Annotated in this window: 18 protein-coding genes; 8 read left to right on the top strand and 10 right to left on the bottom strand. The window is 60.8% G+C overall.

What is annotated here, in order from left to right:
- Positions 1 to 18: 18 nt before the first annotated feature.
- The 4 genes from OO258_RS08325 to OO258_RS08310 are packed head-to-tail and all read right to left on the bottom strand — an operon-like array spanning position 19 to position 6,096.
- The gene (locus OO258_RS08325; RefSeq protein ID WP_266029705.1) at positions 19 to 1,245 is read right to left on the bottom strand and encodes a hybrid sensor histidine kinase/response regulator; all 1,227 of its coding nucleotides are present in this window, start codon (positions 1,243 to 1,245) and stop codon (positions 19 to 21) included.
- Positions 1,239 to 1,814 (bottom strand): chemotaxis protein CheB, encoded by a 576-nt coding sequence (locus OO258_RS08320; RefSeq protein WP_266029704.1) that lies wholly within the window; start codon positions 1,812 to 1,814, stop codon positions 1,239 to 1,241. The genes OO258_RS08325 and OO258_RS08320 overlap by 7 nt, the downstream gene beginning before the upstream one ends.
- Complete coding sequence (locus OO258_RS08315) at positions 1,811 to 2,632, bottom strand: CheR family methyltransferase (protein ID WP_110743228.1); 822 nt, start codon at positions 2,630 to 2,632, stop codon at positions 1,811 to 1,813. The genes OO258_RS08320 and OO258_RS08315 overlap by 4 nt, the downstream gene beginning before the upstream one ends.
- Positions 2,629 to 6,096: a response regulator gene (locus OO258_RS08310; RefSeq protein WP_266029703.1), complete on the bottom strand. Its 3,468-nt coding sequence runs from the start codon at positions 6,094 to 6,096 to the stop codon at positions 2,629 to 2,631. Before OO258_RS08310 ends, OO258_RS08315 begins: the two co-directional genes overlap by 4 nt.
- A 248-nt stretch (positions 6,097 to 6,344) precedes the next feature.
- On the opposite strand from OO258_RS08310, the gene OO258_RS08305 reads away from it, so the two are divergent.
- Positions 6,345 to 6,695 carry a response regulator gene (locus OO258_RS08305; protein ID WP_266029702.1) on the top strand — a complete coding sequence of 117 codons (351 nt, stop codon included), beginning with the start codon at positions 6,345 to 6,347 and terminating at the stop codon, positions 6,693 to 6,695.
- Between the two features lie 124 nt (positions 6,696 to 6,819).
- Here the strand turns inward: OO258_RS08305 and cobF are convergent, their stop codons facing one another.
- Both cobF and OO258_RS08295 read right to left on the bottom strand, forming a co-directional pair.
- On the bottom strand, positions 6,820 to 7,569 hold the full coding sequence (gene cobF / locus OO258_RS08300) for a precorrin-6A synthase (deacetylating) (RefSeq protein WP_266029701.1): 750 nt from the start codon (positions 7,567 to 7,569) through the stop codon (positions 6,820 to 6,822).
- 67 nt (positions 7,570 to 7,636) lie between these two features.
- Positions 7,637 to 8,926, bottom strand: a complete 1,290-nt coding sequence (locus OO258_RS08295; RefSeq protein ID WP_266029700.1) for an OprD family porin — start codon at positions 8,924 to 8,926, stop codon at positions 7,637 to 7,639.
- Positions 8,927 to 9,285: 359 nt separating this feature from the next.
- On the opposite strand from OO258_RS08295, the gene OO258_RS08290 reads away from it, so the two are divergent.
- From OO258_RS08290 to OO258_RS08280, 3 genes are all read left to right on the top strand, one after another.
- Positions 9,286 to 9,645, top strand: a complete 360-nt coding sequence (locus OO258_RS08290; RefSeq protein WP_110743233.1) for a histone-like nucleoid-structuring protein, MvaT/MvaU family — start codon at positions 9,286 to 9,288, stop codon at positions 9,643 to 9,645.
- A 225-nt stretch (positions 9,646 to 9,870) separates the two neighbouring features.
- Positions 9,871 to 10,398 (top strand): lactoylglutathione lyase, encoded by a 528-nt coding sequence (gloA, locus tag OO258_RS08285; protein WP_110743234.1) that lies wholly within the window; start codon positions 9,871 to 9,873, stop codon positions 10,396 to 10,398.
- A 97-nt stretch (positions 10,399 to 10,495) separates the two neighbouring features.
- Positions 10,496 to 10,738, top strand: a complete 243-nt coding sequence (locus OO258_RS08280) for a hypothetical protein (RefSeq protein ID WP_110743235.1) — start codon at positions 10,496 to 10,498, stop codon at positions 10,736 to 10,738.
- A gap of 63 nt (positions 10,739 to 10,801) precedes the next feature.
- Here OO258_RS08280 and OO258_RS08275 read toward each other — a convergent pair whose 3' ends face one another.
- On the bottom strand, positions 10,802 to 11,623 hold the full coding sequence (locus tag OO258_RS08275) for a shikimate 5-dehydrogenase (RefSeq protein WP_266029699.1): 822 nt from the start codon (positions 11,621 to 11,623) through the stop codon (positions 10,802 to 10,804).
- 159 nt (positions 11,624 to 11,782) lie between these two features.
- Between OO258_RS08275 and OO258_RS08270 the strand changes: the two genes are divergently transcribed.
- Both OO258_RS08270 and OO258_RS08265 read left to right on the top strand, forming a co-directional pair.
- The gene (locus OO258_RS08270) at positions 11,783 to 12,133 is read left to right on the top strand and encodes a hypothetical protein (RefSeq protein WP_266029698.1); all 351 of its coding nucleotides are present in this window, start codon (positions 11,783 to 11,785) and stop codon (positions 12,131 to 12,133) included.
- Between the two features lie 94 nt (positions 12,134 to 12,227).
- Positions 12,228 to 12,410, top strand: a complete 183-nt coding sequence (locus OO258_RS08265; protein ID WP_016711139.1) for a hypothetical protein — start codon at positions 12,228 to 12,230, stop codon at positions 12,408 to 12,410.
- 32 nt (positions 12,411 to 12,442) lie between these two features.
- On the opposite strand, the gene OO258_RS08260 is transcribed toward OO258_RS08265, so the two are convergent.
- Positions 12,443 to 12,799: a chemotaxis protein gene (locus OO258_RS08260; protein ID WP_266029697.1), complete on the bottom strand. Its 357-nt coding sequence runs from the start codon at positions 12,797 to 12,799 to the stop codon at positions 12,443 to 12,445.
- Between the two features lie 162 nt (positions 12,800 to 12,961).
- On the opposite strand from OO258_RS08260, the gene OO258_RS08255 reads away from it, so the two are divergent.
- On the top strand, positions 12,962 to 13,786 hold the full coding sequence (locus OO258_RS08255) for a S24 family peptidase (protein ID WP_266029696.1): 825 nt from the start codon (positions 12,962 to 12,964) through the stop codon (positions 13,784 to 13,786).
- A 39-nt stretch (positions 13,787 to 13,825) separates the two neighbouring features.
- Here OO258_RS08255 and OO258_RS08250 read toward each other — a convergent pair whose 3' ends face one another.
- The gene (locus OO258_RS08250; RefSeq protein ID WP_266029695.1) at positions 13,826 to 14,149 is read right to left on the bottom strand and encodes a DUF1654 domain-containing protein; all 324 of its coding nucleotides are present in this window, start codon (positions 14,147 to 14,149) and stop codon (positions 13,826 to 13,828) included.
- A gap of 241 nt (positions 14,150 to 14,390) precedes the next feature.
- Between OO258_RS08250 and OO258_RS08245 the strand changes: the two genes are divergently transcribed.
- Positions 14,391 to 15,065, top strand: a complete 675-nt coding sequence (locus OO258_RS08245) for a polysaccharide lyase family 7 protein (RefSeq protein WP_266029694.1) — start codon at positions 14,391 to 14,393, stop codon at positions 15,063 to 15,065.
- 73 nt (positions 15,066 to 15,138) lie between these two features.
- Here the strand turns inward: OO258_RS08245 and OO258_RS08240 are convergent, their stop codons facing one another.
- Positions 15,139 to 15,432 (bottom strand): hypothetical protein, encoded by a 294-nt coding sequence (locus OO258_RS08240; protein ID WP_266029693.1) that lies wholly within the window; start codon positions 15,430 to 15,432, stop codon positions 15,139 to 15,141.
- Positions 15,433 to 15,500 lie beyond the last annotated feature (68 nt).

Genomic DNA, 15,500 nt, shown 5'->3' with positions numbered 1-15,500 from the left:
GGCCATCAGACCCCAGGCTTACGCAGAGGTTGCCCGCGCCTGGTCGTTTTGTTGTTCGAATGTTGCCAGTGGCAGTTGCAAGGTGAAAGTGGCGCCTTTGCCCTCTTCACTTTCCACCAGGATGAGCCCGCCATGGGCGTGCACGATCTGTTCCGAGATATACAGCCCCAACCCCAGGCCACCACTGGCATGCTGGCTGGCGACCCGCTCGAACTGCTGGAAGATGCGCTGCTGGTTGGCCATGCCAATGCCGATACCTTGATCCTGCACCTGCACGCAGGCCAGGCCATCCTCCTCGTACACACGCACCTTAACGGGCTTGCGCTCACCGTACCGCAAGGCATTGGACAACAAATTCGCCAGTACTTGCTCAATACGGAACTCGTCCCATTCCCCTTGCAGCGGCGCGCAGCCGTGCAACTCGATATGGGTGTCCAGTGCCGCGGCCTGGGCGGCAAAATTCTCCACCAAGCCACGTACCAGCTGGCTCAGGTCAAAAGCCTTGGGCCGCAGCGACAGTTTGCCGGTACGAATGCGCGAAACATCAAGCATGTCTTCGATCAGGCGGATCAGGCTGTTGATCTGCCGCTCGTCGCGCTCGACCATCGCCTGCAACTTGTCGCCACTGAACGCGTCCAGGTTGCCACGCGCAAGGTGCAGCTTGCGCAGCTGGGTTTCCAGAATCAGGCCGTTCAGCGGCGTACGCACTTCGTGGGAAACGATCGACATGAAATCATCGCGCATCCGCACCGCGTGCTCCAGTTCACCACGCGCCACCTGCAACTGGGCCAACAGCACTTCCTGCTCCTGACGGCTGCGCTCCAGTGCCTGCAACTGGCGGTCAAGCACCTTGCGTTGGCGGTAAAGGTCGACGAAAACCGACACCTTGCTTTTCACCGCCATGGTCTCGAGCGGTTTGTGCAGAAAGTCCACGGCACCACTTTCATAGCCCTTGAAGGCGTAGTTCATCTCGCGCCCGGCAGCGGTGACGAAGACGATGGGAATGTTACGGGTCTTTTCCGTGCCGCGCATCAGCTCGGCCAGCTCGAAACCGTTCATGCCAGGCATCTGCACATCGAGAATGGCCAGGGCGAACTCGTGTTCCAGCAACAGCGACAGTGCAGCCTCGGCAGACTGGGCCTGGTGCACCTCGCGGTCTTCGCCCTGGATCAAGGCGGCGAGGGCCAGCAGGTTTTCCGGCAGATCGTCGACGATCAGCAGCTTGGCGGTGGTGTGGCTTAGCATGCGCTAGGTCCCAAGGCGGCGAGCAACTGCTCGATACCACTCAGAGTAAGAATATGGTCGGGCTGGTGGAGGGCCAGCGCGGCCTCCGGCATCAGCGCCACCTGTGCGTCGCGGGGGTCCTGGACAATGGTCCGGCCGCCGCTGTTCTTGATATAGGCAAGCCCTTGGGCACCGTCTTCGTTGGCACCCGTGAGCAGCACGCCAAGCAGGCCATCGCCATAGGCATCGGCCGCAGAGATGAACAGGTAGTCGATGGCCGGCCGGGAAAAATGCACCGGCGGCTCCTGGCTCAACGACAGGGTGAAGTCACGCTCCACCGACAGGTGATAGCCCGGCCCCGCCACGTAGATTTGCCCCGCATGCAAGGGTTGCTTGTCACGCGCCTCGCACACGGGGCGGTGCAGGCGGCGCTGCAGCACCTCGGCCAGCTGGCTGTGGCGGTCATCCGGCAGGTGCAACACGCACAGCACCGGGATGGTGAAGCCGGGCGGCAACGCGCCCAGCACCGTGAACAGCGCCGTGACGCCGCCAGCCGAGGCGCCGATCACCACCGCGCGCACCCCGTTCATGATTTGCGGTAGATCCGTTCAGGCTTGACCAGCGGCTCGAAGTGCTGGCTGTAAGCCGAAAAGTCCACTGACTCCTTGCTGCCCAGCACCAGGAAGCCGCGGTGGCACAGCGACTCGTGGAACAGCCCCAAGGCGCGATCCTGCAGCGCCTTGTTGAAGTAGATCAGGACGTTGCGGCACGACACCAACTGGGTTTCGGAAAACACGCTGTCAGTGGCCAGGCTGTGGTCGGCGAAGGTCACGTTGTCGCGCAGCGTGCTGTCCATGATGGCATTGCCATAGGCCGCCGTGTAGTACTCGGCAAAGTCCCGCCGGCCGCCGGCGATGCGGTAGTTCTCGGCGTACTCACGCATGCTCTGCATCGAATAGATACCCTGCTTGGCCTTGTCCAGAGAATGCGGATTGATGTCGGTGGCGTAGATGATGGTGCGCTCCAGCAGGCCCTCCTCGCGCAGCAGAATGGCCATCGAGTACACCTCCTCACCCGTGCTGCAGCCGGCAATCCAGACCTTGATCGAAGGCCACGTACGCAATAACGGCACCACTTCGTTGCGCAGCGCCAGGAAGTGCCCCGGGTCGCGGAACATCTCGCTGACCGGGATCGTCAGGTACTGCAGCAGCTGCATGAACATGCCAGGGTCGTGCAGCACGCGCTCCTGCAGCGCCGACACCGTCTGGCATTCGAACTGGCGCAGCGCATGCAGGATCCGGCGCTTGATCGAAGCGCCGGAGTAGTTGCGAAAATCGTAGCTGTACTTGAGGTAGATGGCCTCGATCAGCAAGCGGATCTCGATGTCGGTGTTACGTTCGCTAGTCAAATTCGCTCCAGTTGCGGCAGCCATACACGGATCAGCGAGAACAGGCGGTCCAGGTCGATCGGTTTGGCCAGGTAATCATTGGCACCTGCCTGCAGGCAACGCTGCTGGTCATCTTTCATCGCCTTGGCGGTCACGGCGATGATCGGCAGCTTGCGCCAGCGGGCTTGCTGGCGAATCAGGCGGGTGGCCTCGAAGCCGTCCATTTCCGGCATCATCACATCCATCAGCACCAGGTCGATGTCGTCATGCTGCTCCAGGCGCTCGATGGCCTCACGGCCGTTACGGCCGATCTCGACAATCGCCCCCTTGTGCTCCAGCGCACTGGTCAGGGCGAAGATATTGCGTACGTCGTCGTCCACCAGCAGCACCTTGCGGCCTTCGAACACCTTGTCGCGGCTGCGTGCAGTCTTGAGCATGCGCTGGCGTTCGTTGGACAACTGCGATTCGACCTTGTGCAGGAACAGCGTCACTTCGTCGAGCAAGCGCTCTGGCGAGCGGGCGCCCTTGATGATGATCGAACGCGAGTACTTGAGCAGGTCGGTTTCTTCTTCGCGGGTCAGGTTGCGCCCGGTATACACGATCACGGGCGGGAAGGCGCGGATATCTTCGGCGGTCATGCGCTTGAGCAGTTCGTTGCCCAGCATGTCCGGCAGCTTGAGGTCGATGATCATGCAGTCGTAGATGTTCTCGCGCAGCAGCGCCAGGGCGTCCTGGGCCATGCCCACAGCAGTGATCTCGACATCGTCATCGCCGATCAGACGCGCAATGCTCTCGCGCTGCAGGTCGTCGTCTTCGACCAGCAGGATGTGCTTGAGCTTCTGCGTGAGCTTGGCCTCCAGGCGAGCGAACACTTCCTTGAGCTCTTCTCGGCTGGTCGGCTTGACGGCGTAGCCGACGGCGCCCATGTGCATGGCGGCCTCGACGCGGTCTTCCACAGAAATGATATGCACCGGGATATGCCGGGTATCGGCCTGCTCCTTCAGGCGTTGCAGCACGGTCAACCCGGAATGGTCGGGCAGGCGCATGTCCAGCAGGATCGCATCAGGGATGTATTGGGCAGCCAACTCGAAGCCTTCGTCGGCGCCGTGCGCCACCAGGCAGCTGTAACCCAGCTCATGCGCCAGGTCGAACAGGATGCGGGCGAAGTTCGGTTCGTCTTCGATCACCAATATGCAGCGGTTGCCGAACGGTGCCCGTTCGCGGTCGTCGGCAAATGCCAGCACCGGGCGCTTCGGCGCAGCGACGGCCGCCACCTGCGGCACGGGCGGCAGCGCGTCGACTGCCGGGCGCAGGCTCAACGGCTCGACGTCCTGTGCCTGGTTCTCGAAGCGCTCCGGCAACACCAGGCTGAAAACACTGCCCTGCCCCGGGGTGCTTTCTACACTGATCTGCCCACCCAGCAAATGCGCCAGGTCGCGGGAGATCGACAGGCCCAGCCCAGTGCCGCCGTAGCGCCGGTTACTGGTGCCGTCGACCTGGTGGAAGGCACCGAAAATCGCCTGTTGCTGATCGGCCGCAATGCCAATGCCAGTATCACGCACGGCAAACACGATACCGCTGTCCGGCTGGTAGCCGATATTCAGGCTGACTTGGCCACGCTCGGTGAACTTGATGGCGTTGGACAGCAGGTTTTTGAGGATCTGCTCAAGGCGCTGGCGGTCGGTGAACAAAGTGGCCGGCACCTGCCCCTCGGCAGTCACCTCGAAAGCCAGGCCCTTTTGCCCGGCCAACGGTTCGAACATGCCGCGCAGGCCTTCGACCAGGCGCGCCACCTGGGTGCTCTCGGGCCGCACTTCAAGCTTGCCGGCCTCGACCTTGGCGATGTCGAGGATATCGTTGATCAGGTTGAGCAGGTCGTTGCCGGCCGAATAGATGGACTCGGCGAACTTGACCTGTTCGTCGCTGAGGTTGCCTTCGCCGTTCTCCGCCAGCAACTTGGCCAGGATCAGCGAGCTGTTCAGCGGCGTGCGCAACTCGTGGGACATGTTGGCAAGGAATTCGGACTTGTACTTGCTCGAGCGCTGCAACTCGTCGGCCCGGGCCTGCAATTGCTCCTGGGCCTGGAGCAGTTCGTCGTTCTTGCGGTCCAGCGCTTCGGTACGTTCGGACAACTGCTCGTTGGTCTGCTCCAGTTCCGCCTGCTGGGTTTCCAGGTGGGCCTGGGATTCCTTGAGCACGCGCGATTGCTCTTCCAGCTCTTCGTTGGCGGTTTTCAGCTCTTCCTGCTGCACTTGCAGCTCTTCGTTCAACTGCTGGGTCTCGGCCAGCACCTCCTGCAAGCGCTGACGGTAGCGGGCGCTTTCGATGGACATGCCGAGGTTGCCCTCGACCCGCTGCAGCAGTTCATCGTCGCGCTCCTGCAATGGCCGCAGGAAGCCCAGCTCCACCACACCATTGATCTGCCCCCCATCGCTGGCCGGCATCAGCATGGCACTGCGCGGCAGCCCCTTGCCCAGGCCTGAGCTGAAGTGGAAATAATTTTCCGGGAGATCGTCCAGGCGCAGCAGCCTTTCTTCACGCACTGCCTGGGCCAGCAGGCCCTCGTTATTGCCGAGCACTTGCTCGCGGGCCTGCTCTTCGGCATCCAGGCCGTAGGTGGCCACACGCACCATCCGGCCATGCTCGTCACGCACATACAGCGCCCCGACCACACTGCCCAGGTAGCCGGCAAAGAAACGCAGGATATTGTCACCCAGCATCGGCAGGGTCAGCTGGCCCAGGACCTGCTCGGCCAGTTGGGTCTGCCCGTTGCGCAGCCAGGCCTGGTGCTCCAGGCGCTCGGCCGAGCGCTGCTGGGCCTTGAGATTTTCGTCATAGCTGTCAGACAACGCCATCAGGTCGCGCCGCCCCAGGTAGGCCAGCAAGGCGCTGAGGCCCACGATCAGCAGCACGAAGGCCGAAATCGCCGTCACGGTGACGGTGCTGACCTTCTCGTTGCGGGCCGTGCGCAATTGCTGCTCGATGCCGATGAGGTTGTCGAACTCTTTCCGGATTTCATCGGTCAGGCGCTTGCCTCGGCCATTGCCGATCAGCTCCCGATAGGCGCCGTCATTGCGACGCAGGGTGATCATGTTGCTACCGAATTCGTTCCACGCCTGCTGCAACGCAATCAGCCTGTCGATGCGGTCGACTTGCTGTGGGTTGTCTTCGACCAAGCTGCGCAAGCCCTGCAGGCTGCTGAGAATACGCGGTTTAGCCACCTCGTACGGGTCGAGGAAGCGCTCGTCACCGGTCAGCAGGAAGCCGCGCATGCCGGTTTCCATGTCGATCGACAGCTTGACCGTTTCGTTGGCATTGCCGATCACCCGGTCGGTGTGCTCGACCCATTGCATGGCCGAGAGCAGGTAGTTGATTACCGCGACAAAGGCCACGGCACCCAGCAGGCCCACACCCAGGGGAAGGCCGACATTGCGGCTCAGCAGTTTGCGGAAGCTTCGCTGGTCCATCGAGGCTGCTTGAATCATGAGAAAACGCCCGAGCAAGAAAAGTCCATTGAAAAGAGTGGCCGATCAGTCGTTGTAGTTATCTGCCACTGCGCCGTCCTGTTAAGCGAGTCTAACCAGCTTTGCCGGGTCTGGCAGGGCATTTAGCCAGTATTTGAAAGGTAGGGTCGACAATCGTTCCATCTATTTGCGCGTATCGGTATCCTCGGGAACTTCTGCTGCCGCCCAGAGCACAGATTAAAGACATTCATTTGCACAGGAACCCAACCATGCACCTTCTGGTAGTCGAAGACGACGACATCGTCCGTATGTTGATGGTCGAAGTGCTCGACGAACTGGGCTACGAAGTCCTTGAAGCGGAAAATGCTAGCGCGGCGCTACGCATTCTCGGAAACGCTGAGCAGGCCTTGGCCTTGATGATGACCGACGTGGGGCTGCCGGACATGCGCGGCGAAGTGCTGGCGGCCAAGGCCCGCGAACTGCGGCCGCTGTTGCCGGTGCTGTTTGCCAGTGGTTATGCAGACAGCATCAATGTGCCGGAAGGCATGCACATAATCGGCAAACCGTTCACCATTGACCAGCTACGCGACAAAGTCGTGGCCATACTGGGCACACCTTGACGTCGGCGGGCATCATTTTCATGTTCACCCGTCACCTGTAGAAGCAGCCTTGAGCTGCAAAGGCGCCACCCTTGTCGGCACAGACTGTTGCCCAGGCTGGCCTCTTCGCAGCCCAAGGCCGCGCCTACAGCTCCCTGCGCAACAGGTAGGTATCCATGATCCACCCCTTGCGCGCCCGCGCCCGCTCACGCACCTCCAGAATCTGCGCTTTCACGCTAACCAACGGCCCGGCAATCAGCACCTCATCTTCAGTGCCCAGGTAAGCGCCCCAATAGATCATCAGCGCCGGGTCATTGACTTGGGCAAACGCGCACCGCCCGTCGAGCATGACCACCACGTTGTCGATATCCCCCTGCCCGGCCAGCCGGCGCCCCGCCAGCACGGTCAGCGGCTCGCCGACACGGTTGAGCGCAACCTGATGCCGCGCCGCCAGTGCCTGCACGCTGCTGATACCGGGAATAACCTGCAGGCGCAGGGCCACGCCGCGGTCGCGAACCAGGTCAAGAATCCGCAAGGTGCTGTCATACAGCGTAGGCTCGCCCCACAGCAGAAAGGCACCGATTTCACCGTCGCCAATCTCCTGCTCGAACAACTGCGCATACAACACCGCACGCCTTCGGTGCCAGTCCTGCACTGCAGCCAGGTAGTCCGGCGCCTGGCCATCGCGCGAGGGGTCGGCCACCTGTACCAGCCGATAGCCGCCCTCGGGGCGGTAGCGTTGCAGGATGGCCTTGCGCAGATGCAGCAGTTCGTCCTTGTCGCTGCCCTTGTCCAGCACGAAGAACACACTGGCGCTGCGTAGTGCATCGACCGCCTCATAGGTGACCTGACGCGGGTCACCCGGGCCGATGCCGATCAACAACAGGTCTTTCATTGCCCTGCCCTTTGCCGGAACATGCAACCATTGTCAGGCGGCGGCCGGTATTTGGCAAAGCGACCACTCAGAGGATTGAGAAGTTGTAGCTGATGATGACGCGCGTCTCATCCATGTCACGCGCCCACTTCTCGTAGTTGCTGCGGTAAGTGGAATTACGCAGACGCACGCTGACGTCCTTGAAAGTGCCACTTTGCACCTGATACTTGAATTCGGTGTCGCGCTCCCACTCTTTGCCTTCGGCGCTGCTACCCGGCACCTTGATGTGGTCACCGTTGATATAGCGGGTGAAGAACGTCAGCCCGGGGACACCCAGTGCCTTGAAATCATAGTCATAGCGTAACTGCCAAGAGCGCTCCTGGGCAGCGGCGAAGTCGTTCACCTGGGCGTAGTTGACCAGGTACGGGTTACTGCCATCCAGGTAAGGCATGGCGCTGTCGCCGTACATGCGCTGCCAGCCGGCGCTGAGCTTGTGGCCACCCAGGCTGTAGCCAAGCATGCCACTGAAGGCGTGGTGGTCGATGGCGCCAGCACGGGCATTGCCAATGTCATCACTCTTGATCATGCGCAGGTCGGCCGACAGGCTGCCCACCGCCAACGCCTGGCTTGCCACCAGGCCGAGGAAGTGCTGGCGGTAGATATTCTCCAGTTTGGCCACCTGGTACTGGGCACTGAAGCGCTCGTTGAATCGGTAATCGACACCGGCAAGGTCAAAGTGGTCGGCTTCGGTATCGCAGGCATAACGCTTGTTCTTGCAATGCACGCGAATGTCCTGGCGGTCGGTGGAGTCGCGCGCGGTGTACTTGTCCAGGCGGGCCAGGGTGAACTTCAGGTCCTGCAGTTCTTCGGAGGTCAACATGGCGCCATGGAACATGGTCGGCAGCAAGCGGCCATCGTTGTACTTGAGCAGTGGCATATCCGGCATCATCGAGCCGAACTTGAGCACGGTGCTGGACACTTTGACCTTGGCCGCCAGGCCCATCTTCGCGTACTGGTCCGCAGCGTGTCGCGGGTCGTGACCGGAAGACGGCAGCAAACCGCTGTTACTGTCGGCCGGGCTGGAATCCAGTTTGAAACCGAACATGCCCAGTGCATCCAACCCAAAGCCGACCGGGCCCTGGGTAAAACCTGACTGAACATTGAGAATGAAACCCTGGGCCCATTCTTCACGCTTGGAAGCCCCCTGGCTGGAACTGCTGTGGCCGTCACGAAAGTCCCGGTTGAAATAGACAGTGCGTGCTTCGACCTTGGCGCTGCTGTCTTCAAGAAAACCGGCGGCCTGGGCATTGGCGCCGGCACACAACAGGAACAAGCCGGCAACACGACGCCCTGGGGCGAGGGGGAAAGGGGCAAACATGCGAGAAACATCCAGAAATAAGGCGGGTTAACAACCTGTGGCACGGCTTGACCACGCTACTGCGGCAGGGCCGAACTTCAGCCGGCAATCATCTGAAATTTTCTCGCAAGGGCTCTGGCACGGGCCATTGGACCATGGTCTAAGCGCGCCGACGGGGCCCCAGAGAAAACGCGGAAAATACCGCACGCAAAACTAGGAAAGTTCCTGGCTTACTTACAAAAGTTTGCAGTTTACCCAGTTCCCATGAGTGACTACACTCGATATCAGCGAACAGCAAAACCCAACCGCGTGGCCGGCGTTTTCATTCTTCTTCAATGTTCGTCACGCCTTGCCACGACCGACGTACAGGAGTGATTACAGTGTCCAGACTTGCAGAGTTTCGTGCTGCCGAAAAAGCGCTCCAGGAACAGATGGCGCAACTGGAAGCGTTGAAAAAGGATGCCGGCCTCAAACGCGAAATCGAATTCGAGCAGAAACTAGTCGGCCTGATGAAAAGCTATGACAAGAGCCTGCGCGACATCATCGCCATCCTCGACCCGAAAGCCGTGGCCCGCGTTTCCAGTGCCGCCCCCAAGCAACAGCGCCGCCCGCGCGTGGTAAAGGTTTACCAGAACCCGCACACCGGCGAGCGCATCGAGACCAAAGGCGGCAACCACCGCGGGCTAAAAGCCTGGAAGGAAGAATATGGCGCCGCGACGGTGGAAAGCTGGGTCCGCTGATGAAACATCAACGTCCACTTCACACTTTTTTCACAAGGGCTGGCTCAGTATCGAGACAGCTAAAGGACTAGCGACCCCATCACGCGCCCGCACATGCGGGCCTCTAATTCCAGCGCCCTGCCTTGTGCAGGGCGCTTTCATTTGCGCAATCGGCACACTGCCGTATCATGGTCGCCTGTCTGTTTTTGCCGGTGCCCTGCGCCCGGCCCCGACTCAGGAGTTTCCATGAGCCTGCACGATCTGAACACCCTGCCTGGCGTCACCGCGCAACCTGACGCCGCGACCGCACAGTTTGTCTTCAACCACACCATGCTGCGGGTCAAGGACATCGAGAAGTCGCTGGACTTCTACACCCGTGTGCTGGGCTTCCGCCTGGTCGACAAGCGTGATTTCCCTGAAGCCGCTTTCAGCCTGTATTTCCTGGCCCTGGTCGACCCTGCGCAAATCCCTGCCGATGACGCCGCACGCCACCAGTGGATGAAGTCGATCCCTGGCGTCCTGGAGCTGACCCACAACCACGGCACCGAAAACGACGCCGAGTTCGCCTATCACAACGGCAACACCGACCCGCGCGGCTTCGGCCACATCTGCATTTCGGTGCCCGACGTGCGCGCCGCCTGCGCGCGCTTCGAAGCGCTTGAAGTGCCGTTCCAGAAACGCCTGCAGGACGGGCGCATGAACCACCTGGCCTTCGTCAAGGACCCGGACGGTTACTGGGTAGAAGTGATCCAGCCGACCGAGCTGAAAGGCTAGGCGTTCGTCGCGGTTCGCTCGTCGGGCCGGGAACTCCCGGCCCCTTGCTGTGGTATATGAAGGTAACTGCTTCACATGCCACAGCGAGGTAAGGACGATGCAATCTCTTCACTGTGAATACCGCGAGCACACCATCACCGCCAGCGTGATGCCCCACCCCGACTCTCCCCTGCCCTATGCCGCAGGCTGCCTGATCACCGCCCCCGACGGCCACACCAGCAAGCGCATGTCCATGCCGATGAAGTTCTTTTCCGACCTTGAGAATGCGCAGCATGTGTCGTTGGCTCATGGCCGGGCACTGGTTGACCAACAGCTGGATGACGGGCAAAAAGTGTTCTGATCGGGTTTGCGCCTGTGCTTGCCACTTCGCAGGCAAACCCGCGAAGTGGCCAGTGCAGATCCACTAGATATCCCGGGCGTAAGCCACCGCCGCATCCACCTGCGCCCGCGTCGGCCTTACCCCGGTATACAGCACGAACTGCTCCAGCGCCTGCAGCGCTATCACCTCCAGCCCGGTAATCACCGGTTTACCCAACGCCTGCGCCCGGCGAATCAAGGGTGTCTGCGCTGGCATCGCCACCACATCGAACACCCGCTCCGCTGCCGCGATGGCATGCTCGGAAAACGCCAGTTCCTCGGCTTCCGGGCCACCCGCCATGCCGATCGGCGTGACATTCACCAGCATCGGCGGGCAGATGTCGCCCAGCTCAGGCAACCATCGGTAACCGCAAACATCCGCCAACTGCCGCCCAGCCTGCTCGTTGCGCGCAACAATGACACCTTCGGCAAACCCGGCATCGCGCAGGGCGCTGGCCACGGCCTTGGCCATGCCACCACTGCCCCTCAGGGCAAAGGCCGTGGCCGGGTCGACCCTGTGCTGCGCCAGCAATTGGCGCACCGCCAAGTAATCGGTGTTGTAGGCCTTGAGATGGCCCTGGTCGTTGACCAGGGTATTGACCGACTCGATGGCCGCCGCCGACGGATCGATTTCGTCGACCAGGGCCATGCAGGCCTCCTTGTATGGCATCGACACCCCACAACCCCGTATGCCCAGGGCGCGGATACCCGCCACCGCCGCCGGCAGGTCATCGGTGCGCATGGCTTTGTAGTAGAAGTCCAGGCCCAACTGCTGGTACAGGTGGTTGTGAAAGCGTACGCCGAAGGTACCAGGGCGGCCGGCCAGGGAAATGCACAGCACCGTGTCCCGGCTGGGAGTTAGCGACATAACCTGCTCCTCTGTCATGACTGAAACGTTTGTGCAGCGTAACAGAGGCAACCGCTGGTCGTCCCTTACACAACCTTTACCGTTTCCCTGTGCTCAGCTGACGGAGACTGGAGTCATATTAGCAGGACCCCACACTGGGGGTTTCCTGCGAGGTTGCCTATGAACCGTCATATTCCCGGAATCGTGCTGCTGGTCGGTGCCCTGGCCATCAGCGGGCCTGCTGCTGCCCATGGTTATGGCGGCCATGGCGGCGGCGGTTGGTATGGCCCTGGCCCGTTGCTGGGCGCAGCGGTGGTGGGCGCAGTGGTCGGCGCAACGGTGTATGGCGGGCGTGACCGTACCGTGTATGTCGAGCGCCAGCCTGTCTATTACCCACCGCAGCCAGTGTACGTGCAGCCACCGCCACAGCCGGTGTACTACCAGCCGTACTACGCGCCAGCACCGCCACCACCGGGCTATCGCGCCTACTACGGCCCGCCACCGGTGTATTACGGCCCGCCACGTTGGTAATGGTTGATAGAACTAATGACCACTATCGAGGAAGTTGATTTCAAACCGCTGCGGCTGCTGCGTAAGGTAGAGCCATGTTTCACAGGAGGTCCACATGGCCACAATCCATATCATGTCCGTTGTCGGTAGCGCCGTCCCTGCTTCACTGCGTGAACAAGGCCTGCTGGCGTGCTGGTACCTGGTACGCAATGGCGAAGCCGTCAGCGGCCCGATGCCTACCCTTGCCTCGGCCCAGGCCTTGGTTGAACAGTTGCAGCCAGGCACCTTGGTTGCCTGACCCGAATTTGTTGTGCGTTGCTCCCTACGCCCTTATGGCCCGCCGAACTGGCGGGCTTTTTTTTGCATTCTGGCTGGCTGGGGCACGGCATCGGCCAACTGGCTGGTCAGCGCCACGACCTTGCCTTGAAGCCGGCCTACGGTTATCACCAGCTGATTGCGTTCCTTGGCGAAATGCTCAGCCTTGGCTTCCGCCTCCCTGCGGGCATCCCGCTCGATATCCAGCAGCTCTGTGAGGCGGCGGACGACTGCAATGTCTGCATTGTCCATCGCACGGTCTGCGGCATCCCTGGACAGCCATTTGCGCAGCCATAGAAATGCGCCCAGCAACACGGTGCCCGTACCGCCCAGCCAAGTGATGGTGCCCGGGCCGAGGTCAGTCGGATCCATGTAAACCTCATCGCTCAAAGGTAATGTCATAGCCGCAGAAAAATGTCTCGGCGGCTGTTTTTCTTCACATAATTAATTTAGCCTTAGGCTAAATCTCTCGCAAGAGTAAATTTAGCCATGCGCACATTTAGCAGAAAGCTAAATACTGGCATGCTTCGGCTCATGGACATCTATGAAATACGCAAGCACAACCTGGTCAAGCTGATCGGCAGCCAGAGAAAAGGATCCTGTGCAGAACGCTGGGGGATGGCCCCTGCGCACCTGAGCCAGATTCTTTCTGACAAGACCGTCAAGAACCTCGGTGACGACGTAGCCCGGCGCATCGAGGCCATAGAAGGCTTGCCACGCGGCTGGTTCGACGCAATGGCGGCCGGCGACCACGCCCAAGCTGCAGCCGAGCCTGCCGAAAGCAAGCTGACTGCGGCGGACCTGGTCAGGCAGATGCTGGCCCGAAGCGGCAAAGGTATCCCTGAAGAAACCCGGCAAAGGCTGCTGGCCGCCGCGGCGGAGCCCGCCGATGCCGTTCTGCTGAAGGCCGACCTGAGCCGCCCCGGCCTGGTCGGGGATGAAGTATGGATCGCCCACTACGATGTGCGCGCTGCCATGGGCGGTGGACAGATCCCCCACGACTACCCCGAAATGTTCAAAGACGTGCGCGTCAGCCCCAGCCACCTGCGTGAACTGGGCGTGGAGTTCACCGAGCACCACCACCTGAAGATGGTCACCGGCTGGGGCCAGTCAATGGAGCCGACCATCCGGCATCGCGACCCGTTGATCGTTGATGTCAGCATTCGTGAATTCGTCGGCGACGGCATTTACTTCTTCTCCTGGGGCGAGCACATCTACATCAAGCGCCTGCAGATCGCCGACGAGGACCATTTCGAGATGATCTCCGACAACGCGCGGCACAAGGACCGCATGATTCGTCGGGAAGAAACCTACATTCAGGCCAGGGTGCTACTGGTATGGAATGCCCACCTGGTTTAACCCCTCAGCCCGCTCACCCCGGCGGGCGTTTGTCGATCATCAGAAAGGCGCCGCCAAATCGACCTGCTCTTCGCTGTTGTGCTCGATGACGAAGTCGTCGCGCTGCTCCACACTACTACGCGCCCAGCGCACCATCACGCTCTCGTCATCGTTGAAGGTCAGGTCCAGCTCTGGCGTGTCCTTCAGCAGGCCCATCACCTCCTCCCATTCCGCATCACCATCAGTATCCAGGCGATGCACCAGAACCCAGCGCTGCGTTTGTGCCACCGGGTGGTTGATCATCGATGAGACGCGCAGGCCAAGCCGCTCTAAGCCGGTGAGTTCCTGCTGATGCTGGGGTGTCGACTTCATGTGCTTAGGCATAACTTCATCCTGATAGCTGTATATTCGTACAGTACTCAGGCAAAGCTTATCGCACCGCCAAATCCAGCGTAAACCCCCAGGGTGGAAAAATTTCGCCAACAGGTAATTTGTCGTCAAGCGAAATTTATTTAGCTTGAAGCTATTGACGCGGTTTTAGCTTGCGGCTAACTTTTGCCTGGCAGCCAGCTACACGGCTGCCAGGTAGTCGCCACACAACCCTACTTTAGTCAGGAGCGCCAACATGGCCGTAGACATCAGCAACCTCATCATCGCCACCCCTGTAGCCGTCTCCGCAACCAACCCCGTTGCACTCGAACTCAACGGCGCCGAAGCCATCGCCCGCTTCCCCAGTGTGGTCACCGTGCTTAGCGACGGTTCGATCCAGTTTTCCGCCCCCACCAAAGGTGCATCCAGCAAAAGCACCCACCGCACGCGCTGCGAGTGGACAGAAACCCAAAGCTGGACACTTGCGAGTGCCCAGAATCACTGGAACCGCCAGACCATGGCGCTGACCAAGGTCAACGCTGCGCTGAAGGTGGTGATTGCCCAGATGCACGTGCGCGGGGACGACAGCCCACCGGTAAAAGTGTTCTGGAAGAAGGGTGATATCACCCTGGGGTTTCGGCAGACCTACGACCAGCCAGACCCGGTAAACTCGACTGTGCTCAAAGGCGTGCCGCTGGGCGCGAAGTTCGATGTGAGCATTCACACCACCCGCGACGGCCTGGTTACGGTGACAGCGAGCTGTAACGGGGTGTCCGGGTCTTCAGGCGGGCTGCAACTCGACAGCAGCTGGGCTTCGCGGCTGTTCGAATTCCACGGTGGGGTCTACAACCAGGTTGACTACAACGATGCAACGCCGGCCGATGATGGCTCGATCTGCATCATCAGCGAGCTCTCATTGCTACATGACTGATTAACAGGGCCAGGCTCCTGCAGGGCAGCGCATACCCCACGCGCTGCCGCTGCGGGAGCCCCACGCAAAAGGATCAGGCGTCTTCCTTTACCTGGCAGACACCATTGGCTCTGTTCTTGCCGGTGTACGAAACATCAGGCGAACCATCTGGGTTGATGGACAGCGAGATCGTCACACCGCTGCCCTTGGCTTCGAAGTAGTTATCGTTGAATTTCTTCAGCTTCCCTTCCTTGCCGTTGATGTAAATCGGGCCGCCCTTGTCGGCGTGGACCTCGATGTTGCCTGGACAGGTTGCATTCAGCATCGGTATCCCGGCCTGGGCCGCGCCAGATGCGACCAGACAAGCCCCGAGCAGCAAACGCTTCATTTTCAGCTCCTTCAGCGTGTTCATAGACGAGCAAGCAAAGCCCATTTACGGGTTACCCGCCAGCGCAT

The sequence above is a fragment of the Pseudomonas sp. DCB_BI genome, from assembly GCF_026240995.1.
Taxonomy (GTDB): Bacteria; Pseudomonadota; Gammaproteobacteria; order Pseudomonadales; family Pseudomonadaceae; genus Aquipseudomonas.
The sequence above is the reverse complement of the archived record's forward strand: the minus strand, read 5'-3'. Positions and strand labels throughout refer to the sequence as shown.